Source organism: Leadbettera azotonutricia ZAS-9, from assembly GCF_000214355.1.
Lineage (GTDB): Bacteria > Spirochaetota > Spirochaetia > Treponematales > Breznakiellaceae > Leadbettera > Leadbettera azotonutricia.
In genome coordinates, this window is sequence record NC_015577.1 from 708,759 (window position 1) to 729,362 (window position 20,604).

The following is a 20,604-nucleotide window of genomic DNA, read 5'->3' on the forward strand; positions in this document are numbered from 1 at the left end:
ATAAGAGGCAGGGCCGTATCCGTGCGGCCCTCAAAGAAATATCAAAAATATGCCTAAAAACACTTGACAAAGCATACTTTTTACCGATAATATGTGCATAGGAGGACATTTATGAGAACTACCTTAGATTTACCTGAAACATTAGTATCAGAGGCCATGGAAATAACTAATATTTCCACAAAAAAAGAAGTCGTTATAACGGCATTGGAAAATTTAATCCGTGCAGAAAAAATTAAGGGAATTAAGGATTATGCTGGAAAAATCGATCTTGGAATTGACATTGAAAAAATGAGGAAAAGATGAATACTATACTAGTGGATTCATCGGCATGGATAGAATATTTCAAGACCTATGAAGATTACGCCTTTATTGACGATCTTATAGACAATAATTCAATATGTACCAATGATCTAATCTTAACAGAGTTATTACCGTCAATGATTCATAGAAAGGAAAACCATTTAATAGCATTACTTAACAGTGTAGTAAAATACGAAGTAGAAATTAACTGGAAAGAATTACAGAACATTCAAGTTATGAATTATAAACATGGATACAATGACATAGGGATAACGGATTTAATAATTGCACAAAATTGTTTGCAAAATAATCTATCATTAGTTGCACGGGATAAACATTTTAACGAAATGGCAGAATATTTACCTTTAAAAATGTATAAATAAATTGACTAAAATGAAAGTACGCCAGGAACCCGCTTGCGCGGGGGAGGTCCATGGCGGACTTTGCCGTTGTGGGTTTTAACAGCATCTAACAAAATTGTATACGCTTTTCTTCCTTGCGGAAGACCGGGCTGCGCTCCTCGGCCTCCACAATCAGGACGTTATAGCCCATTAAATTTTCTCTCGTCCCTCCCGGAGGAAGAAAATTAGCCGCCCCCGTATGGAGCGGCGTAAAATTAGTGCCAGGTACTGTTAATTTGCAGCCAGTTTACCGATATTCGTGCCTGAGTTCTCAATATGGTAGCCCGTTATGGGAACGCTGGTGTAAGGATTATTGGAATATTGAAAGTTCCCCAGGGTGAATTTGTTCACAAGGGCTGTTGTCAGGTCTCCCTCCAATACAGCCCTAGAGCTGGTGACATAGGGGCTTGCGGCAAGAGTGGATTGTTCAGCCGTCAGGTCAACAACTGCGGAACCGGTAAAGTTTGCTTTTACCTGGATATCGCCATTTAATTTAAGAAATATGGTGTTGCGGGTCTGGTTCTGGGCTGTGTCTGTACCGGTTCCCGGTTCAATGATCGCAGTACCGCCTATGAGGAAGGTCCCATCATTGCAGACCCCGGCGCCCTCTGCCTCTGCCTGGGAAACCGATCCGGCTACTTTTGCCCTATTGTTGCGGATTATCCCGCCGTTCATAAGAAACCTTCCCCTGTAGTTAAATACACCGCCGCCATAGGCAGAGCCATTGTTTCCGCCAGTCTCAGCAAAATTATCGGATATTTCACCGCCGTTCATGGTAAAGGTAGCAGAATATTCCACCATGACACCGCCGCCTTCCGCATCTGCATACGATCCTGTTGATTTATTGTGGTTTCCGCTGATTTTTGCCCCGCTTTCCATCTGGAGTACGCCATAATTTTGTACCACTACCAATGCGCTGTTATTATTATTCTTGCCCAGCAGGGTAATATTATTACCCAGGCTCAGGTTTGGCTTGTAGTTGTAGGGGCCCACTGCAGGATCATAGGGGAAGGAGTAACGATTGGAAAAGTTGATGGTAAAGAGTGCCCCGTTTCCCGAAAGGCTTATTTTCCGCTCGGCTCCTGAACCTTCCAGTTTGATGATGACCTCTGTCTTGTTGTTCACGGCAGCAGCGTTCAGGGTTGTGGGGGCCAAGACTGCGTCAGCGGTCAGTTTGATGGTATAAACAGTATCGTTCACAGCATTCGACTTAATATAGGTCAACGCTTCTGTCAGGGTGGAGATGTCCGCCACTGCAGTTGTAGCCTCTCCTATGTAGAGTTCGGCGTTTGTCACCACCGGCAGCGTTACGGTAACCACAGCGCTTCCCGACTTTGTTGTATTCACGGTGGATGTTGCTGTCACCGTTAAGGTTCCTGTGCTTTGGCCCGCAGCTACCGTGAGAAGTCCGTTGCTGCTAATACTGGTACCCGTTATACCGCCTGCTACTGTCCAGGTTACGGTTTGGGCGGGACTGTTGGTTCCGTTTACAGCGGCGCTAAATTGCTGGGTTCCGCCCTGTTCCACGTTTATTGTATTGGGGGTAACGGTAACGCTGGAAACTGTGGGCGGCACCGTTACGGTAACAACAGCGCTTCCCGACTTTGTGGTGTCCACGGTAGAAGTAGCTGTCACCGTTAAGGTTCCGGTGCCTTGACCTCCAGCTACCGTGAGGAGGCCGCTATTATTAATACTGGTACCCGTTCCGCCGCCTGTTACTGTCCAGGTTACAGTTTGGGCAGGGCTGTTGGTTCCCGCAACAGCGGCGCTAAACTGCTGGGTTCCGCCTTGTCCCACGCTCGCCGGATTGGGGGTAACGGTAACACTGGAAACTGTGGGCGGTGCCGTTACGGTAACCGTAGCGGTTCCCGACTTTGTGGTGTCCACGGTAGAAGTAGCTGTCACCGTAAGAGTTGTTGAAACGGCCTCACTCACAACCACGGTAAGCAGGCCGCCATCACTAATACTGGTACCCGTTCCGCCGCCTGTTACTGTCCAGGTTACGGTTTGGGCGGGACTGTTGGTTCCGGTAACGGCGGCGCTAAACTGCTGGGTTCTGCCCTGCCCTACGTTTACCGGATTGGGGGTAACGGTAACGCTTAAAACCGTGGGTGTGGAACCGCCGCCTGGGCCGCCTTCCGCATCACCGCAGCCGACAAGAAAGGCGGCCAGGATAAGAAGCAAGGGGAAAAGAGTTAGGAAGTGGCTAAACCTCGGGGGGGGGTACGGTATTACCCCTTACCTTGTCAAGAGCTTTTTGCATAGGATTCTCCTTTTGCGTTTAATGTCCGCCGACAATAGTTGTCTTAGTATAAGGGGGGAAATAAAGGCTTGTAGTGAGAGAAAACTCACAGTTTTATGATTTTTTTTTAAAAGTGGAGGCTTTCTCCGGATCAGAGCCGGAATTTTGGAAATTTGGCGCCCTGCGAAGTGGGGACTTTCCCCTTGTTTACTGGACGCGGTCAAGAAAAGTCATGGGCACCCCAGAGAAAAGCCATAATAAGTACACAAAGTAATAAATCTCTTCCAGGGATACAGACAGGAATTTAATCGCGAACGATACGGAAAGAAATTTTAAATCAAAATGCTCTGCCATAATGACAGAGCATTTATTGTTTTTTTAAATTATTATTCTATTCAGTCAAAACTTCCGGTGCTTCTTAAAATGACAGTTACGACACCATCACCGCCAAGATTTACATAAGAATTTGTTTTAGTGCTTCCGTTAACGGTTATCTCAACAACAAAAACCCAGTCATCATTGCCAAATGAAAAAGTTTTTTCATTATCTTGGGCTATGGTAACATCTTGATCAAAACGAACAGTACCTCCTTCGTACAGACTGATTTTAACATGAGTTATGGAGGCAGCATTCTCATTTTTGATTGTTATTTGATGTCCGCCACCGCCGCTGGTTGAATCATTGTCACAGCCAACAAACATCAGCCCGAATGTCAGAACCATTCCCAACATCCCCAAAAGAAATAATTTGTTTTTCTTCATGGAAAAACTCCTTTTGCGTTTAATGTCCGCCGACAATATTGGTCTTAGTATAAAGGGTAAAATAAAGGTCTGTATTGAGAGAAAACTCACAGTTTTGCGTTTTTTTGGAAAAATAGAACGATTTTTTCTATAATTTGACCAGATCGCCCCGGGTGGTCGTGCCGGTTTTGTCGTAAATGCGGCTCAGGTAGTTTTCTATGGTACGCTGTTCTACCTTAAGCTCCCGGGCGATGCGGCTGTTGCTGTAATTTTTCTGCACCAGGGCAAGAATTTCCCGTTCCCGCCGGGTAAGCCGGGAATAGAAATCGGGAAGGCTCGTCATTTTTTTTGCAAGGTGTTTATCAATGTAGGACTTTCCTGCTATCACCGCATCCAGGGCCGCCTCAATTTCGCCTTCGTCCGCTGATTTTGAGATATAGCCTCGGGCGCCCATGCGCAGACTGGACTGCACCCGATAGGGATCCTCAAAGACTGAGTACACCAGTACCGCCGGAACAGGTTTGTTTTCGCTGGTATATTTTTTTTCGAGCCAGGGGATAAGTTCAAGGCCGTTCTCTTCACCCAATTCTATATCCAGAAGAACAAGATGGGGCGGGCCGGGAAGCTTTTCAAACAGGGCGTAAGCGTCTTTAAGAGACCCGGCTTCTCCCAGCAGGGCAAAACGGTTTGTCTCGGTAAGATAGATCCCAAAGCCCTTGCGGATCATCCGGTGATCGTCAATTAAAACCAGCGTAGGCTTTTCTGCTTTATTCATATTTCAATTTCCGTATAAGCAGGGCAAGGCCGTATCCGCCAAATACAGACAAAAGGCGGTCAAAAATATTTATGGGAAGCCGGGATATTATCTCCGCAGCAAGAACAGGCATATTATTTATCAAAAGTCCAAGTTTAAAATAGTTTTCGGGCGAAACGGTATACCCGGGTATTGGAACCAGTGCAGGAATAAGCGCGGCGATACATCCGCCCATGATGCTCATTTGCAGGCACAGTACGACCGAGAGCAATAGCAATGCGGTAAACGTACCGAATCCGGAATCTGCATCTGCCGGGGCGCTCTGTGTCGCAGTAAGCCTGAGCTTGTAGCTGCGGCAAAAAACCTCGGTCAGCGCAACCCCTGTAATGCTGCACAGGACATACAGGCTGTATATCGGCATATACGGAGGCAGCAGAAACGTACCCACTGCAGAGGTCAGGATGGCGCTTATGATTCCAAAGACCGGGCCTGAGAGAAAAGTAACGGTCAGCGTAAAAAGGGTGTCGAGGAAGAGGGGCAGACCAAGGATCCTGTTTACCAGAATATTGAGCAGGCAATTTCCTCCGCTCAAAAGAACACAGAGGAACAGGTTTTTTAGCCAATATTTGGACGTTCCTGCCATATATTCCTTCTGTAGTAAAAACTATATATCATGGTAACATGATTTTATATCCTCAAGTCAACAGACATAAGGCACTGGTGATGTTGATGCTGCTTATTCCCTCATGGCTTTGGGCGCTCTCCCCTGCGGAGGAGGCAGTGATAGATGATCCGGTAACGGCTTACGCTATTTTGGAAAAATGGATCGATGCGGAAGCAGAACTTGCCGTATGGTACAATACGGACGGTTCAGCCGAAGCTTCCGATGCAGTTCTCGCAACTCTTGATGATTTTGGCGCCGTGCTGAACCACTTTGCGGGGGAAGCCCGGTATCAGGCCTACTTTATGACATCCTTTTCCCATGAATCTATTGTGAATAACATACTGGACCTCTGTGAATCCCTTGCCGCCGCTGTTCGTTTGGGACAGTCCGGCAACGCACGGGAACAGGCGCTGGCTGTGCGCGGGGCGATTGTCGCATGGCAGCGCTACGATGAAGAATTGCTTAACCGAATACAGCTTGGTTATTTTTATCACCTTATCGGCTTTAGCGCTTTTATTATGATAATGGTATTCGTGCTCTGGCGTATGTCACGGGTTTTGTGGCATTCCCGGGAGAAGGAACGGCAGTCCGCTGCTTTTTCCCGCGAGATAGTCCTTGCCCAGGAACGGGAACGATCCCGTATTTCGCGGGAACTGCATGATACCATTGTCCAGGATCTGCGGTACCAGGGACTGAGGCTTGCCGGTATTAGCCGAAAATCCGATGCTGAGGATACTCAAAAAATATGCCGGGAAATAATCGCGGACCAGAAAAATATCATTGCCCGGCTTAAAGATCTCTGCTACGGCCTTCTGCCGCCTGACTTGCATCAGCTGGGTCTGCCGGATGTTCTGCGCCGTTTGGTTACCGAGTTTAACAAACAAACAGGAATTGAATGCCGGGTGAGCGTTCAGGAAGACCTTATCATTCAGCCCCTTACCGAAGAAATGCAGCTTCAATGTTTCAGGCTTGTTCAAGAGTCCCTTACCAATATTGGGAAACACGCTCATGCCAGTGAAGCGGTGCTTGTTCTGCGAAACGCCTTTCTTGCCGGACATGATGATAAACCAACGCTGCTTATCTATGTGTCCGACGATGGCCGGGGTTTTGAAAAAGCTCCTTCCCCCCTGGGATCTGAATCGGGCTTGGGTATCCGGGGTATGTACGAGCGTATCGCCATTCTCGGCGGCAGCCTGTCTTTTATAACCGCCCCCGGCGAAGGCGCTATGGTCAGGATTGAAATCCCCCTGAGCGGTTCTATTCCCTAATCGAAACCCAGCCGCGGCGGCGATGGCTTTCTACACAGGCCTCGGTAAGCTTAACAATGCGGGCGGCTTCTTCCAGGGTTGCAAAGTCCCCTTTGCCTTTTTTACCGCCGGCTATGTGCCGGTAGAAACTGCGTATGTTGCCGGTAAAGGCGTCGTTCCAGCCTTCGGGGTGTCCCTTGGCAAGGCTGGTATGTTCCAGCGCTTCAGGCGACAAGCAGGCAGGGTCACGGATAAGCAGGCTGTTTTCGGCATTTCTCCTGCCTATCCAGAGGCGGTCGTTCTGTTCCTGATTCCACATCAGCGAGTTTTTGGCGCCGTTGATTTCAACTTGAAAATAACAGCCATGGCCCGCGCTGACTTCGGACACAGTAAAGACTCCGGCGGCCCCGTTGGAAAGATGGAAAAGAACAGAGCCGTAATCTTCGTTGCGCACATCCACCAGCTCGTAGGCCTTTTCCCTGTTTGTTGAAAAAGTTTCCGACTGGGTAAGGGGCTTTTTACGTTTTGGAAACACTGTGCGGAGATCGGCCATTACTTCTGTTATGGTCAAGCCGGTTACATGCTGTACCAGGTCCATCCAGTGGGAACCGATGTCCGCGATGCAGCAGGAAGGTCCCGCGATTTCGGGTTCCAGGCGCCAGCTGTAATCGGTATCGTAGAGAAGCCAGTCCTGCAGATAACATCCTGAAACGGCGAGCACATCGCCTGTATCGCCTTTCGCGATGCGTCGGCGCATTTCCTGCACCATGGGATTCATGCGGTAATTGAAATTAACCGCAGCGAGGGAAGCGGGATTTTTTTGGCTGTGTTCAAGCAGATCTTTGGCCTCATTGTAATTGAGAGCCAGGGGCTTCTCGGATAAAAGGTGTTTGCCTGAACTGATAATTGCCTTGTTCACCGCCGTATGCAGGTTGTTGGGCGTACAGTTATGCACCACCTCAATATCGGGATCAGCGAGGAGGGTCTCGATAGAATCGTAACAGCGGGGCACGCCGTAGAGCTTGGCCTTTTTTTGGGCAAGCTCCCTGTTGGCATCAGCCACCGCGTAGAGTTCGCATTCGGCAATGCGGCGGACAGCATCGATATGGCTTACGCCGATATAGCCCATACCGATAATTGCGGTTTTAAGTTTTTTCATATATCCGCGCCCCAATGCTTTTTCATGTAGTCAAGGTTTTTGCGGGCACTCTCGATATTGCTTGCCGGAGCTTTATCCAGCTCCACGCAGAGGTATCCGCCGTAATTGACGCTTTTCAATACCTTGAACACCCCGTCCAGATCCACATCACCCGTACCAAGCTCAAGGAAGTCCGAGTAGACTTCCACCCCTTCCTGCATACCCGTGGAGGTCAATGTCCCTTTTACATCTTTGATATGGGTAAAGGAAATACGATCCTTGTACCTTTCGCAAATGGCCACAGGATCGCATTTTCCCACTTTGAGGTGAGCGGTATCAGGGGCAAACCCAACCAGAGCCGGATCGGTGTTCTGCATGATGAAATCGACTTCGTCTTCAAACATGATCGCCGTATTGGCATGGGGGTGCACGCTGGGGAGTATGCCGTGATCCTTGCAGATCCTGCCGTACTCGTTGACCAGGCTCAAGACGGACTTGAGGGTCGCGTCATCGGACTTTTCTGTTTTTCCGGCCTTATAAACACCCTGAACGCAGATCGTTTTGATGCCGAAATAAGACACAAAATCAATCTTTGATTTTAATTCCTTAAGATCCTCGGCATTGTCTCCGGAAAAATGGAAATAGAAGCTGATGGGCCGCAAATCGTATTCATCGATAATCGACTTAAAGCCCTGACGATCATTTTGAAAGGTATTGATAAAATTTTTAACGCTTTCAAAATACTTGTACCCCAGGGACGACAGTTCCTTGCAGGAAGCAACGAATTGCTCCTTCGTTTCAACCCCCCAGGGCCACTGTGCGTATGCTAATTTTGCTGGCATAAAACCCTCCTTAAATCTACCGTGCGCTTAATTCTTTTGCAAGTTTTACTGTTTTCTCTACCCGCTCAATTTTTCCGTCCAGGGGCAACATGTCGCCTATCCCGAGGATTATCTTGTAATCGTCCCTGAAACAGTGTATCACTTTACGTATATAAGTTTCAAACTGCTCTTCGCTGAACCAGGGCGTGAATATCGACTGGGGGATTATCCCCTCAATTACGATATCATTTCCGGCTATATCGCGCAGTTCTTCAGGCAATATATCCCCTACAGGAGCGCAGGTTACGCCGTTTACAATGTCTACGCCTGCGTCCTTAAGCTTCCCAAAAAGGGGCTTTAATGTCCCGTCATGGTGGATATTAAGCTTCTTGCCCTTTTGGTGCAGTATATCCGCAAGCCCTTTAAGCTGGGGTTTAAGAAAGGCGTCCCAGTAGCCGCCTGAATTTTCAGCGGAAAGGTTTTCGCAGGTCCCCGCTCCGGGCGAACGCGAATCCGCAATAAGTTGATAGATTTGGGTATCCAGGGAATAGATTTTGTCCATTACGTTTTCTACTTTCTCGGGATAATCAGCCATAAGGAATGACAGATTTTCTACACCTGCCAGTTCCACTATCAATGCCTGGACCGGTGTTTTGGGAGCTTGAATCCAGCCGATTTCGCGATCTTTATAACCCGGCAGGGCTTCAACTTCGGCATTCTCAAATATATATGCAAGAATATCCAGGTCCTCTGCCTCTTTTACCGGGTACTCCCTGATGCCAAAGGTGTAGGAAACATACTGCTCCTTTGCCCGCAGAGTCCCCCGGGGAGTAATGATCTCCAGTGTATGAAGCCTGCCGGGATAGCCCCCGTTTTTATAGACAACCTTTTCCCCTTCCCAATGATCCCTGAATTCAATGCCGCTGTCAGGATCAAAATTGACACGATAAATTCCTTCCTGGGGGGCAGGACGTTTGGGCAGGCCAAGACAATCCAGGTCTATGCCTTTGGTTGCCTCATCCAGGGTGCCTGCATGGTAATGCTCAGCAAACCACCACCTGAGATCCGCGCTAAATGGCAGGAACGGGGTCTTTTCCCCCCTCGATGCCCAAGCTGTGTGTTCACTGTGTTCTTGCCGCGCTTTTTCGCTTGCTCTTTCGCCGCAGATGTAAATGCCCTCGCTGTCTATGCAGCGGCCAGTAAGGACCAGGAGATCCAGAAACGTAGGGGCCATAAAACCGGAATTTATCATATTATCCCCTTGAAACTTTATTGGAGCTTCGCCCCTTTGATTTTCTCAGATCCAATACCGAGCCCCGATCCAGAAGATAGGGGCTAAGCTGAATGGTTTTGTCAAAGTTGCGGTTCTGCTCCCGCCTTTCCAGGAAAAGAGATATGGCAACCGAACCGATCTCGTCATAGGGCAGAGCTACAGAAGTTATGGGAGGGCTACAAAGGGTTGAAAGAGTATTATCGTATCCGATAATCGAAATATCTTCAGGAACCCGGAGCCTCGCATCATAAAGATACTGCAATGCGCCGCATACCAAGGTATCGGATGCGATTAAGCAGGCTGTGGGCTTTTTCCTGCCGCTTCTTCTTATTATTTGCTTCATAGCATCGTAGCCGTTTTCGACAGTATAATTATTAACTAAAACAGTAAGTTTTTCATCAACTAAAACACCATTTTTTTCAAGGGCATGTTTGTATCCGCTAAACCGATTAATTTCCACGGAATTAGATCTGAGTTCTTTTCCAATAAAGCCAATAGCCTTATGCCCAAATTCCAGAAATTTTTCGGTAGCTGCGATGGAGCCGGAAAAATCATCTAAAAGTACCTTGTCTACCCCATTCATTTTCAGGGGGCGCTCGATCATAATAACAGGTATTTGTTTGTTAAGGACTTCGCTTATCGCTTTTGGGCTGGATTGTATATCAGCCGTAAAGATGATTCCCTCGGCCATGCGGCTGATAGCTTCCTGAAGCAGCCTGTCTTCCAGTTTTTTATCTTGTTCATGATACATGGGAAGTATCTGATAATCGTACTTTAAGGCAGCGTTTTTTAGGGAAACGGCTATTTTCGAGAAAAATGGATTATCAAGAGACAGGGGGAGTACATTTCCTATAATGCCGGTGCGTCTGCTTTTTAAGGCACTTGCCATCCGGTTGGGAATATATTCAAGAATTTCAATGGATTTTAAAACCTTTTTCCGGGTTTTTTCAGCTACATAGCCCTTATTGTTTACTACACGGGTTATGGTTGCTTCAGAGACCCCAGCATGCTTTGCCACATCCTTGATTCGGACATTCGGCATTTATTACTCCCACTTTCAATTTTTCAACTCTGCATTATTATATACATGCCTAAGGATGAAAAGCAATAGCAGAATGCGGATTTTATGTTACCGATACCATAATAGGGTTCTTTATTTTTCCGCTTTATTCCCTGGTATTCACCAACTAAAGTAATTAACTCTTTATAATATAATGAATTACAAAATTTACAATTTTGTAGATTTAATGATAAAAAAATGAATTTATTTGTTGACAGGAAATATAAAGCAGGTGTATAATAATTTATGAAACCGATTACATGTTTCGGGTTATACATGAAGGGGGGAGCATGATCAAAAAAGGTGGATTAAATTTCTTTGATCACTTTGCGCCTTTTCTGATGGTTATTCCTGCGCTTGTCTGTATTTTGGCTGTTCATATCTATCCCAGTGTGCGTTCAGTTTTTATGGCTTTCTTTGATATCAATCTGACGCGTGTAGCCCGTCCTTTTATCGGGTTTGGGAATTTTACCGAAGCTCTCAAAAATCCGGTGGTATTACGGGTATTGTTCAATACTTTCCTTTGGGCAGTGTTGTCTGTTTTCTTTGGCGGCTTTTTTGCGCTTTTCGTTGCTCAGCAACTCAATAAATCCTTTCGTGGCCGTGCGTTGTTTCGGACTCTCTTTTTGGCACCATGGGTAACCCCGCCTATCGTAGTGAGTATGGTATGGCGGCAGATCTTTAGCAGGGATTTCAGCCCTGTTTCCGGGTTGCTCATGCGGATAGGCTTGATCTCAAAGCCAATCAATTTTCTTGGTGATACCAACATGTACCTGGGGCTCATATCGATTCCCATGATTTTTCTCATTGTGATTAATATTTGGTCTATGTTTCCCTTTTGCATGGTAATGTTTTTGGCAGCTATTCAGACGGTTCCTCTGGAAATGTATGAAGCGGCTCGGGTAGATGGGGCGTCAAAATTGCAAGTCTTTTGGAAGATCACTTTCCCCATGTTGATACCGGTTATTCAAACTACGGTGTTAATGCAGTCTATTTGGCAGTTTAATAGTTTTAACCTAAGCTATCTGGTTACCCATGGGGGCCCTCTCAATTCTACCGAGCTCCTTTCTGTTACTGTATATAACGCCGCCTATTCAGGGTTCCGTTATGGCTATGCTGCTGCGCTTAGCGTTATCATGCTCTGTATTGTCGCTATTCCTGCGGCTTACAGTATTATCAATTCCCTTCGCGGCGAAAAAAAGTCCGTGTAGGAAAGGGGCGCAGTCATGGCGATGGGCATAAAAAAGAAAACCATAACAATTGCTAATACCACGGGGCATTACCTCATTATGATAGGGATTGCGATTTTTGTACTCTTTCCCTATTACTGGCTTATCATCAGTTCTCTAAAGCCGCCTCATCAGCAAACTCTTTCTCCTACCGTGTGGATACCGGAATATCTGGATTTTTCTAATTATACGGAGGTTTGGAAAACTATACCCATGCTCCGGTATATGCTCAATTCTTTGTTTGTTTCTGCTTGCACTGTAGCTATGTGCTTGGTATTTTCGGTTACTGCTGCGTATAGTCTTTCCCGGTTCGCCTTCAAGGGTAAGCATGGGGTCATAGGCACTATTCTGTTTTCCCAGCTTATCCCCGGTATGTTGCCTTTTGTATCCTTCTATTTTATGATGTTTAATTTGCATCTTACCAATAACTATGCAGGGCTGATTATCGCTTATGCTATTTGGGGCATACCTTTTTCCACTTTGATGATGCGCAGTTATTTTACTGCAGCCCTGCCAAAGGAGCTGGAAGAAAGTGCTATTATAGATGGTTGTACCCGCTGGGGAGTGTTTTTGCGCATAGCTGTACCTTTGGCGGTTCCCGGTATTATTGCCACTGCGATTTTTGCCTTTATCCTTTCCTGGAATGAATTTATGTGGGCCAGCGTCATGATGACCAATAACGCGATAAAGACGGTGGCAGTGGGAATATACGACTATATAGGGCAATACGGCGGGAATGTGCGGATTGCAATGACCATGGCAACTGCAGTGCTGACTACGCTGCCGGCAATGTTGATTTTTTGTTTCTTGCAAAAATACCTTATTAGCGGCCTCACTTCAGGGGCTGTCAAGGGGTAATTCATTTGGTATCTTTTCCGTCATAGGGCGGATAGAAATATTTTTATTAAGTGGAGGAGTTTTTATGAAGGCCATACGAACAGTATTGGTATTGGCGGCGGTTCTGGTAATCGGATTCACCTTTGGTGCATGCAAAGGTGGTTCATCGAAAGGTGAGACGATTAATTTCTGGATGCAACAGTACGGTGGCAACCCTCAGGGGCAGCAGGATTTTATCAACGGCATTGCTGCAAAATTTAAAGAAGAAACCGGTATTACTGTAAATGTAACTTATGTTGACTGGGGCCAGGCTCATACCAAATATACCCTGGCAGCAACAGGTGGCGAAGCTCCTGATGTAGCCGATACCTTTTTCCCCTATTCATGGGTAAAAATCGGTGGTGAAAAATATGGGCTTTTGCAGATCGATGATGTTATTGCCGAAGTGGGCTCTGATGGATTTTATGATGTAGCCCGGCCAGAGTGTTACATTAATGGTCATTGGTATGGTCTGCCCTGGCGCGGTGATACCCGTGCTGCTGTCTACAACCAGCAGCTTTTCGATGAATTCGGTATTACCGAATTTCCCAAAACCTATGCTGAACTCCTTGATATCGGGAAGAAACTGACTACTTATAATGCTGATGGTTCTGTAGATCGTGCAGGCTTTCTTTTCAGTGTAAGTCAGGCCCGGTTTGACCAGACTTGGTTTGCCTTGTTGGCTGGACATGGCGGAAAGGTGATGAATGATTCCTATACTGAATTTACCTTTAACAGCCCTGCCGGTGTAGAATCCCTCAAATTTATGTATGATGCGGTTTTTACCCATCACATTGTACCCCAGGCTGTAATCGATCCTTCTTATGATAGTGCCCAGGTGTTTATGGCTGGCAAAGCCGCTATCGTTTTGGGGGTAGCGCCGGATTTCTTTACCAATGTAAAATTGAATGCTCCTCAAATCGTTCCTTATGTACGTTCTGCAATTATCCCCTCTAAAACCGGTACAGGTCCTTCATCTATAGCTTTTGCAGCACCTGTAAGCATTTTTAAAACCACCAAACATCCGGAAGCTGCAAAAAAATGGCTCAAATACTTCTGTTCAAAAGATGTACAGCTTGAAGCCATGAAGGTATTGGGTCTTGTAAATAGCTGGCTGGATGTTATGAATGATTCCTATTTCCAGACCGATCCTATCTATAAGAATTTTACCCTCCAGACCCTGCGGACAAATCCCGGGGATATGCCTATTGCCGAATTCAGCGAGATTGACGCGTTCCCCTCAGGGCCACTTAATACCATGTGTACCCAGGTTATGGCAGGCGGTGACCCCCAGACTGCTATCAATGAATGCATGACCAAAATCAATGCTATTTTTAAATAGCTAAAACAGGAGATGCTATGAAGATTATTCCCAGTGTGCTTAATTGGAGTTATCATCATATTTTCAAAAACCACTGGGCCAGTGACCTTGATTTGTATCTCAACAAGGCTATCGCTATTAAGGAAAAATACCAGATTGATACCTTGGGTATTGATCTGGGCCTTTGTGGTGACCAGGATGTCCTAACACATCATGATAAAAAAAATATCCTGGAACTAAAAGCAAAACTTGATAATGCAGGTTTAATTTCTATTCCAAATGTTGGAACCCTAGAAATACATCCTGAACCTGAAGTAACTGAAGAATCACTTAATGGTATTGCAAGAACAATGGAAGATGCTGTGGTATTGGGAGCTGATCATGTAGTTTTTCATCATAACCTCCATGGACGTATGACCCATGAAAAGGGAGTACGTGTTTTTTATGAAGCTGCTCGAAAGCTCAATAAAATTGCGCAAGACCGGGGACTCATCTGCGCTACAGAGGAATACTGCAGTTTTTCCGGGGATGAATTATATCTGGCCCTGCGGGATACCCCCGCAGTAGGATTACTAAATGATACCGGGAATTGGCTTATTATGGGAGAAGACCCCATTGCAGCAATAAAAAAACTCATGGGGATTACCCGCCATGTACACCTCAAGGATTATATTTTTGAAGACGGTATTTGGCAAAGCGTTCCTCTTGGGAGAGGTATTGTTGATGTAAAACGGGCTCTTGATATTTTTTCGGATGCCCCAGTGGATAAAATTCTCTTTGCATCCATCGAGACTGATCTTGACTTTAACGGCGAAGATGAAGCAATGGATAAGAGTTTTGCCTATTTTGCAGATTGGCAAAGAAATCATCGGTGATATCCCTGGTATGAAGGTATTAACGTGACTTCCCGCGAACGCGTTCTGGCTGCACTGCGGCATGAAGAAAGCGACAAGATTCCATTCTCGTTGGGCTTTGGGGTAAACGAATATGCCCGCAAGCAGCTAGCCGAATATCTCGGCAAAACGATGAATGAAATTGATGCCATGCTTCTTGCCGCAACCGATCTGCGCTGGGTGTCTCCCCGGTATATCGGGCCTTCGTACCGCAGCCCCAAGGGCGATGCGGAGAAGCCTGATGTCTGGGGAGTCAGCCATAAAGCGGTATTCAACGGATTCGATTCCTACTATGAGATCAGTAATTACCCCCTGAAGGGATTGGGGGAAACCATGAAGCTTGAAGATCATGTGTTTCCCTCACCTGACTGGTTCGATTACAGTTTTCTTAAATCTGATATTGAAAAAGCAGATCATGACGGCGAACATGCAATAGTTATGGGCAATGGAAATATCTTTGAGTCCAGCTGGTATATGCTCGGTTTTGAAGATATGTTCGCCCTTCTCCTGACTGATCCTGATCTTGCCTGGAAGCTGCTTGAAAAGGTTACGGATTTTTTCTGCGCTTATTTTGAGCGGGCCTTGACTGCAGCCGGAGGACGCATTGATATTGCCTTTACAGCTGACGATATAGGCCAGCAGAGCGGGCTCCTCATGTCTCTCCCCTTATGGGAGGAGATACTAAAGCCTCATCATGTGCGGCTTAACAAGCTGCTTCACAGTTTTGGCGTAAAAGTGATGTACCATACTGACGGCGCAGTGATGGATGCCATTGACGGCCTTATCGATATGGGTATAGATGTTTTTGAGGCGATACAGTTTGATGCCAAGGGCATGGATCCGGTATTGCTAAAAAACAACTGGAGGCATAAACTATGCTTTCATGGGGGAGTGAGTGTGCAATCCACTCTTCCTTTCGGCAGTACTGACGATGTGCGGAAAGAAGTACAGGAGCGAATAAAGATTATGGGAAAAAACGGCGGTTATATTCTGGCGCCTTCTCATGCAATACAGGGCGGTACGCCGCCTCAAAATATTATAGCTTTCCTTGAGGAAGCGGGACGCTGGTAATAGTATCCCATTATTTATGGAGGATAATGTCATGGCATTTCCCAGAACTACGGTGGCAGGGGTTTCCCTGCCGAGAATGTTGATCGGATCCAACTGGATGTTCGGCTGGAGCCACACAGGGCACGCGGCGGATGTTACGATTAAGGAACACCACGCAACAGTTGAGGCAACCCTTAAGGTGCTGGAAGCTTTCCTGGGGTACGGCATTGACGCCTGGATGGCGCCTTTCTCGTCAGCCCCTGACTGCTTGGATAAAATCAAGCGTGTCCAGGACAAAATCGGGAAGAAGATCATCCTCATTGATACGCCCATCTTCAATATGGATGACAATGCGGCCGCCCGCAAAGAGACCGAGAATATCATCAAGGTGAGCAAGGAAATCGGTTCCGCCTTCTGCCTGCTTCACCATTCTTCGGTTGAACAGCTGGTGAACAAGAACAAAAAGACCATGGACAGGCTGCCCGATTATACCGACATGATACGCCAGAACGGCCTCATCCCCGGCCTCAGCGCCCACATGCCCGAGATCATCCAGTATACGGATCTCAACGGCTATGATGTGGAAACCTATATCCAGATTTTTAACTGCCTGGGATTTTTGATGCAGATAGAAATAGAATCGGTGATACGCATTATCCATGACGCAAAGAAGCCGGTTATGACCATTAAGCCCTTTGCCGCCGGCCGCACCACCCCCTACGTGGGGCTTACCTTCAACTGGAACGTTATCAGGCAGCAGGACATGATTACGGTAGGCTGCATCAACGAGCACGAGGTTCACGAGAACGTGGAAATTTCCCTGGCTGCTTTTGAAAAGCGGCTGCCCAACCTCGAAGGCCGGAGCAGCCCCGGTAAGACCAGTATTATCCGCTAAGCCTTCACTTCGCCAAAGAGGCCGTCCCGGTAGGCACCGATGTACTCCATGCACATCTCGTCCTTGCCCAGGAGGGCTTCGGTGGCGAAAATCAGGGCCAGCATGTCCTCGTTGGCGGGGTCTATGATGGCGCTATCCATGCCGGCGCTCATGCAGAGTATGATGAAGGCGCGGTTGATGAACTTCCTCATGGGGAGGTTGTAGGAGATATTGCTGGCCCCTGAGGTGATATGCACGGGGGGACAGATTTTCTTTACTTCCCTGATGGTCTCGGTGACAGTGGCGATGCCGTCTTCGGATGTGCAGAGCATTTCGACCACCGGGTCAATGAAGAGGCGGCTGGGGTCTATCTTGTGTGATTCGGCCTTTTTCAAAATTTCTTTAAAAATCAAGACCCGTTGGGCTGCGGACTGGGGTATGCCTGAGTTGTCGCAGAGGAGGGCTACGCAGTTCCAGCCGGTTTCGGCTATGACCGGGAAAACCTGATCGATTTTGTCGCCTTCCATAGAGACCGAATTGATAAGGCCGGGCTTTTTACAGAATTTTATAGCGTCTTTGAAGATGTTGGCGTTGGGGCTGTCGAGGCTGATGGGGACTTCGGATTCGGCCTGAACCAGGTCTACGAGCCACTTGATAGTTTCGAGTTCCTTTTCAGGGGAGACCGAGGCGCAGACATCAATATAGCTGGCCCTGGCTGCGGACTGTTTTTTGGCAAGGTTGCGGATAAATGTTTCGTTCTTTTCCGCTATGGCGGTTGCGGTTTTGGGAATGGAGCCGTTGATCTTTTCACCGATAATAATCATTGAAATACCTCATGGAAATTTAGTAGAATGGGCCGAAACAGGCCATAGTTTATACTTGATCCCTTTTTTTATCCTGTCAATCTAAAAGATTCTCCAAAATCAAAACTCGACAATTTAGTCTTGTTTTAGAGCTAAAAAATCAAGGTAAAAATTCGATTATTATCGATATAATTGGTATACTAATATAGAGAGAATTGAAGGCGAAGGAGATAAATTTTGAAACCCCCTGAGAATATAACCACTATAGAGCAGATGGAGGCGGATAACGCCATGCTGAAGCAAAATGCCTGTGCGGTCTGTGCTGAAACCTATGACGACAGGGTCAAAGCCCAGAGTCCCCACTGCAAGTTCGGCGAGGGGGGCATCTGCTGCAAAAACTGTTCCATGGGGCCCTGCCGCATCACCGCCAAAGCCCCCCGGGGCATCTGCGGCGCCGACGCCCATGCCATTGCTGCCAGGAATTACCTCCGTTCTGTTGCGGCAGGCACTTCTTCCCACTCTGATCACGCCCGGGAGATACTCCACGTCCTGCGCAATGCCAGCCCCGAGGGGAATTATAAAATCCGGGACGAACAGAAGCTCTTAAGCCTTGCCAAAGAGTGGGAAGTTCCCACCGAGGGCAGGGATATTTATGATATTGCCCGCGACGTGGCTGACATAGGCCTCATGGAATTCGGGAAGCCCGAGGGTACCCAGCGTTTCGTGTCCAGGGCTACCCCCGAACGCCAGAAGGTCTGGGCGGAGCAGGGCATACTGCCCAGGGCTATTGACCGCGAAGTGGTCACAGCCATGCACATGACCCACATGGGCAACACTGCGGACGCCGAATTTTTGGTGCGTCAGGGCCTTCGTACCTCCATTGCCAACGGCTGGGGCGGCTCCATGCTGGGAACTGAAGTTACGGACATACTGTTCGGCACTCCCACGGTACGCACCACCGAAGGCAACCTCGGGGTTCTCGAAAAGGACATGGTCAACATCGTGGTCCACGGCCACGACCCTGTTTTTTCTGAGATGGTGGTTACTGCCGCAGAAGTAAAAGAGCTGACCGACTATGCCAAGACCAAGGGCGCCAAGGGCATCAACATTGTTGGCCTCTGCTGTACCGCCAACGAGGTTGCAATGAGGCATGGGGTCAGAATGGCGGGCAACTTCCTTCAGCAAGAAAACGCCATACTCACCGGTGTGGTGGAAATGATGTGCGTGGATATTCAGTGTATCTTCCCGGCCCTGCCGCAGCTTGCGGAATGTTTCCATACCAAGTTTGTCACTTCTTCTCCCATAGCCCGCATTCCTGGGGCAACCCACATTGAGTTTAAGCCCGAGACTGCGTTCCAGCAGGCCAAAGACATTGTGAAGATGGCTGTCGATAATTACCAGAACAGGGAAGCGTCCAAGGTTTGCATTCCCCCTTCCAAGAAGAACGCCGTGGTGGGCTATCCTACAGAACAGATTATTAAACACCTCGACGGTGTTACCAACAGCCACGTCGATGAATTGGGTTCCTACAAGCCCGCCATTGACGCCATCAAGGCCGGTGTGCTCCGGGGCGCGGTCGCCATTGTAGGCTGTAACAATCCCCGTGTAAGGCCCGACTATTCCCACTTTGAGATAATGAAGGAACTTCTCCAAAACGACATACTCATCGTTGCAACCGGCTGCGCCGCGCAAGTCGCCACCAAGGCGGGGCTTCTCAATTACGATGCAAAGTATTACTGCGGAGCGGGCCTGCGCCGGGTTTGCGAACTGGTACATATTCCGCCCATACTCCACATGGGCGCCTGCGTTGACATCAGCCGCATGATGCTGCTTGCTACGGGCATCGCCAAGGACTGGGGTGTGGATACTACCCAGATTCCGGTTGTGGGCTGCGCCCCCGAGTGGATGAGCGAAAAGGCCGTGTCTATTGCCAACTACGTAGTCTCCACCGGCCTCGACGTGTACCTCGGTATTGAACCGCAAGTTTCAGGCAGCGCCCAGATGATGGAACTTATCACCGAAGGCACCCGGAAGATCACCGGGGCAGGTTACATCATCAACACTGATCCTCATGAACTGGTAAAGAACATACTTGCAGGAATTGAAGCAAAGCGGACGGCTCTGGGTATATGAAAATCGCGGTTACCGGAAAGGGCGGGGTGGGGAAGACCACCTTTGCGGCGGTGCTTGCCCGTCTCTACGCATCGGAGGGGAGAAAAGTCCTCGCCGTTGACGCAGACCCTGATGCCAACTTGGGTTCGGCCCTGGGCTTCACACCCAAAGAGCTTGAGGACATTATGCCCATTTCTAAAATGGAAGCCCTCATTGCCGAACGTACGGGTTCCAATAAAGACACTTACGGTAAATTTTTCAAAATCAACCCGAGGGTAGACGATATACCCGATCGCTTTTCTCTGGAAAAAAACGCAGTAAAACTGTTACTCATGGGAACTGTTGAAACAGGCGGCGGCGGCTGTGTCTGCCCTGAACACATCATGCTCAAGCGGGTGATTTCCCACCTGGTGATTGCCCGTGACGAAGTGGTCATCATGGACATGGAAGCGGGTCTCGAACATTTGGGCAGGGGCACTGCGGAGATGATGGATCGCTTCATCGTGGTCATTGAACCCGGAGAGCGGAGCATTCAGACTCTGGCGAAACTTAAACCCCTTGCCGCAGACCTCGGCATAAAAAAAGTGAGCGTTGTTGCAAATAAAGTGCGCGGGCCTGAGGATGAGGAATTTTTGAAAAAGCGCATAAGCGCAGAAGAACTGTTGGGCTTTGTTCATTATAACGATGAAGTTGCAGGCGCCGACAGGCAGGGAATTTCTCCTTTTGATACCAGCGCTGCAGCGGTGGCGGAGATAAGGAAAATTAAAGAACGCATTGATGCTGAGCATCAACACGAATAAAAGAGT

At 47.8% G+C, this 20,604-nt stretch carries 20 protein-coding genes; 11 read left to right on the forward strand and 9 right to left on the reverse strand.

Annotated elements, in window-relative coordinates; translation table 11 throughout:
* Positions 1-111 precede the first annotated feature (111 nt).
* Complete coding sequence (locus TREAZ_RS03130) at positions 112-303, forward strand: type II toxin-antitoxin system VapB family antitoxin (protein ID WP_015710352.1); 192 nt, start codon at positions 112-114, stop codon at positions 301-303.
* Positions 300-683 (forward strand): PIN domain-containing protein, encoded by a 384-nt coding sequence (locus TREAZ_RS03135; protein ID WP_015710353.1) that lies wholly within the window; start codon positions 300-302, stop codon positions 681-683. Before TREAZ_RS03130 ends, TREAZ_RS03135 begins: the two co-directional genes overlap by 4 nt.
* A gap of 249 nt (positions 684-932) precedes the next feature.
* Here TREAZ_RS03135 and TREAZ_RS03140 read toward each other — a convergent pair whose 3' ends face one another.
* The 4 genes from TREAZ_RS03140 to TREAZ_RS03155 form a co-directional block, all read right to left on the reverse strand.
* Complete coding sequence (locus TREAZ_RS03140; RefSeq protein WP_015710354.1) at positions 933-2,885, reverse strand: Ig-like domain-containing protein; 1,953 nt, start codon at positions 2,883-2,885, stop codon at positions 933-935.
* A 453-nt stretch (positions 2,886-3,338) separates the two neighbouring features.
* Entirely contained in the window at positions 3,339-3,704 is a 366-nt protein-coding gene (locus tag TREAZ_RS03145) for a hypothetical protein (protein WP_015710356.1), read from the reverse strand.
* Positions 3,705-3,831: 127 nt separating this feature from the next.
* Positions 3,832-4,458, reverse strand: coding sequence for a response regulator transcription factor (locus tag TREAZ_RS03150; protein WP_015710358.1), 627 nt, complete (start codon positions 4,456-4,458; stop codon positions 3,832-3,834).
* Positions 4,451-5,080, reverse strand: coding sequence for a hypothetical protein (locus TREAZ_RS03155; protein ID WP_015710359.1), 630 nt, complete (start codon positions 5,078-5,080; stop codon positions 4,451-4,453). Before TREAZ_RS03155 ends, TREAZ_RS03150 begins: the two co-directional genes overlap by 8 nt.
* Positions 5,081-5,118: 38 nt before the next feature.
* On the opposite strand from TREAZ_RS03155, the gene TREAZ_RS03160 reads away from it, so the two are divergent.
* A complete protein-coding gene (locus tag TREAZ_RS03160) occupies positions 5,119-6,369 on the forward strand; it encodes a sensor histidine kinase (protein WP_083820231.1) in 1,251 nt (416 codons plus the stop codon).
* On the opposite strand, the gene TREAZ_RS03165 is transcribed toward TREAZ_RS03160, so the two are convergent.
* From TREAZ_RS03165 to TREAZ_RS03180, 4 genes are read right to left on the reverse strand one after another with little or no spacing between them, the layout of a single operon-like run.
* Positions 6,359-7,507, reverse strand: coding sequence for a Gfo/Idh/MocA family protein (locus TREAZ_RS03165; protein WP_015710361.1), 1,149 nt, complete (start codon positions 7,505-7,507; stop codon positions 6,359-6,361). The genes TREAZ_RS03160 and TREAZ_RS03165 overlap by 11 nt on opposite strands.
* A complete protein-coding gene (locus tag TREAZ_RS17245; protein WP_015710362.1) occupies positions 7,504-8,328 on the reverse strand; it encodes a sugar phosphate isomerase/epimerase family protein in 825 nt (274 codons plus the stop codon). The genes TREAZ_RS03165 and TREAZ_RS17245 overlap by 4 nt, the downstream gene beginning before the upstream one ends.
* A gap of 16 nt (positions 8,329-8,344) precedes the next feature.
* On the reverse strand, positions 8,345-9,559 hold the full coding sequence (locus TREAZ_RS03175; RefSeq protein ID WP_015710363.1) for a uroporphyrinogen decarboxylase family protein: 1,215 nt from the start codon (positions 9,557-9,559) through the stop codon (positions 8,345-8,347).
* A 1-nt stretch (position 9,560) separates the two neighbouring features.
* The gene (locus TREAZ_RS03180) at positions 9,561-10,622 is read right to left on the reverse strand and encodes a LacI family DNA-binding transcriptional regulator (protein ID WP_015710364.1); all 1,062 of its coding nucleotides are present in this window, start codon (positions 10,620-10,622) and stop codon (positions 9,561-9,563) included.
* A gap of 308 nt (positions 10,623-10,930) precedes the next feature.
* Here TREAZ_RS03180 and TREAZ_RS03185 point away from each other — a divergent pair, with 308 nt between their 5' ends.
* The 6 genes from TREAZ_RS03185 (at position 10,931) to TREAZ_RS03210 (ending at position 16,904) form a co-directional block, all read left to right on the forward strand.
* Positions 10,931-11,851, forward strand: coding sequence for a carbohydrate ABC transporter permease (locus TREAZ_RS03185; RefSeq protein WP_015710365.1), 921 nt, complete (start codon positions 10,931-10,933; stop codon positions 11,849-11,851).
* Between the two features lie 15 nt (positions 11,852-11,866).
* Positions 11,867-12,727 carry a carbohydrate ABC transporter permease gene (locus tag TREAZ_RS03190; protein WP_015710366.1) on the forward strand — a complete coding sequence of 287 codons (861 nt, stop codon included), beginning with the start codon at positions 11,867-11,869 and terminating at the stop codon, positions 12,725-12,727.
* 64 nt (positions 12,728-12,791) lie between these two features.
* The gene (locus TREAZ_RS03195; protein ID WP_015710367.1) at positions 12,792-14,087 is read left to right on the forward strand and encodes an ABC transporter substrate-binding protein; all 1,296 of its coding nucleotides are present in this window, start codon (positions 12,792-12,794) and stop codon (positions 14,085-14,087) included.
* Between the two features lie 17 nt (positions 14,088-14,104).
* Entirely contained in the window at positions 14,105-14,941 is an 837-nt protein-coding gene (locus TREAZ_RS03200; RefSeq protein WP_015710368.1) for a sugar phosphate isomerase/epimerase family protein, read from the forward strand.
* Between the two features lie 24 nt (positions 14,942-14,965).
* Positions 14,966-16,030, forward strand: a complete 1,065-nt coding sequence (locus TREAZ_RS03205) for a uroporphyrinogen decarboxylase family protein (RefSeq protein WP_015710369.1) — start codon at positions 14,966-14,968, stop codon at positions 16,028-16,030.
* Positions 16,031-16,061: 31 nt separating this feature from the next.
* Complete coding sequence (locus TREAZ_RS03210; RefSeq protein WP_015710370.1) at positions 16,062-16,904, forward strand: aldo-keto reductase family protein; 843 nt, start codon at positions 16,062-16,064, stop codon at positions 16,902-16,904.
* Here the strand turns inward: TREAZ_RS03210 and TREAZ_RS03215 are convergent.
* Positions 16,901-17,707, reverse strand: a complete 807-nt coding sequence (locus TREAZ_RS03215; protein ID WP_015710371.1) for a methyltetrahydrofolate cobalamin methyltransferase — start codon at positions 17,705-17,707, stop codon at positions 16,901-16,903. The genes TREAZ_RS03210 and TREAZ_RS03215 overlap by 4 nt on opposite strands.
* A gap of 216 nt (positions 17,708-17,923) precedes the next feature.
* Between TREAZ_RS03215 and cooS the strand changes: the two genes are divergently transcribed.
* Together cooS and TREAZ_RS03225 are read left to right on the forward strand one after the other, a co-directional pair.
* A complete protein-coding gene (gene cooS, locus TREAZ_RS03220; protein ID WP_015710372.1) occupies positions 17,924-19,819 on the forward strand; it encodes an anaerobic carbon-monoxide dehydrogenase catalytic subunit in 1,896 nt (631 codons plus the stop codon).
* The gene (locus tag TREAZ_RS03225) at positions 19,816-20,598 is read left to right on the forward strand and encodes an ATP-binding protein (RefSeq protein ID WP_015710373.1); all 783 of its coding nucleotides are present in this window, start codon (positions 19,816-19,818) and stop codon (positions 20,596-20,598) included. The genes cooS and TREAZ_RS03225 overlap by 4 nt, the downstream gene beginning before the upstream one ends.
* The last annotated feature ends 6 nt before the right edge of the window (positions 20,599-20,604 follow it).

Bases quoted from the DNA above. Each gene is read 5' to 3' on its own strand.
- TREAZ_RS17245 (WP_015710362.1), bottom strand. From the start codon at position 8,328: ATGCCAGCAAAATTAGCATACGCACAGTGGCCCTGGGGGGTTGAAACG.
- TREAZ_RS03195 (WP_015710367.1), top strand. From the start codon at position 12,792: ATGAAGGCCATACGAACAGTATTGGTATTGGCGGCGGTTCTGGTAATC.
- TREAZ_RS03215 (WP_015710371.1), bottom strand. From the start codon at position 17,707: ATGATTATTATCGGTGAAAAGATCAACGGCTCCATTCCCAAAACCGCA.
- TREAZ_RS03175 (WP_015710363.1), bottom strand. From the start codon at position 9,559: ATGATAAATTCCGGTTTTATGGCCCCTACGTTTCTGGATCTCCTGGTC.
- TREAZ_RS03155 (WP_015710359.1), bottom strand. From the start codon at position 5,080: ATGGCAGGAACGTCCAAATATTGGCTAAAAAACCTGTTCCTCTGTGTT.
- TREAZ_RS03180 (WP_015710364.1), bottom strand. From the start codon at position 10,622: ATGCCGAATGTCCGAATCAAGGATGTGGCAAAGCATGCTGGGGTCTCT.
- TREAZ_RS03225 (WP_015710373.1), top strand. From the start codon at position 19,816: ATGAAAATCGCGGTTACCGGAAAGGGCGGGGTGGGGAAGACCACCTTT.
- TREAZ_RS03210 (WP_015710370.1), top strand. From the start codon at position 16,062: ATGGCATTTCCCAGAACTACGGTGGCAGGGGTTTCCCTGCCGAGAATG.
- TREAZ_RS03190 (WP_015710366.1), top strand. From the start codon at position 11,867: ATGGCGATGGGCATAAAAAAGAAAACCATAACAATTGCTAATACCACG.
- TREAZ_RS03200 (WP_015710368.1), top strand. From the start codon at position 14,105: ATGAAGATTATTCCCAGTGTGCTTAATTGGAGTTATCATCATATTTTC.
- TREAZ_RS03145 (WP_015710356.1), bottom strand. From the start codon at position 3,704: ATGAAGAAAAACAAATTATTTCTTTTGGGGATGTTGGGAATGGTTCTG.
- TREAZ_RS03150 (WP_015710358.1), bottom strand. From the start codon at position 4,458: ATGAATAAAGCAGAAAAGCCTACGCTGGTTTTAATTGACGATCACCGG.
- TREAZ_RS03185 (WP_015710365.1), top strand. From the start codon at position 10,931: ATGATCAAAAAAGGTGGATTAAATTTCTTTGATCACTTTGCGCCTTTT.
- TREAZ_RS03160 (WP_083820231.1), top strand. From the start codon at position 5,119: ATGATTTTATATCCTCAAGTCAACAGACATAAGGCACTGGTGATGTTG.
- TREAZ_RS03165 (WP_015710361.1), bottom strand. From the start codon at position 7,507: ATGAAAAAACTTAAAACCGCAATTATCGGTATGGGCTATATCGGCGTA.
- TREAZ_RS03135 (WP_015710353.1), top strand. From the start codon at position 300: ATGAATACTATACTAGTGGATTCATCGGCATGGATAGAATATTTCAAG.
- TREAZ_RS03130 (WP_015710352.1), top strand. From the start codon at position 112: ATGAGAACTACCTTAGATTTACCTGAAACATTAGTATCAGAGGCCATG.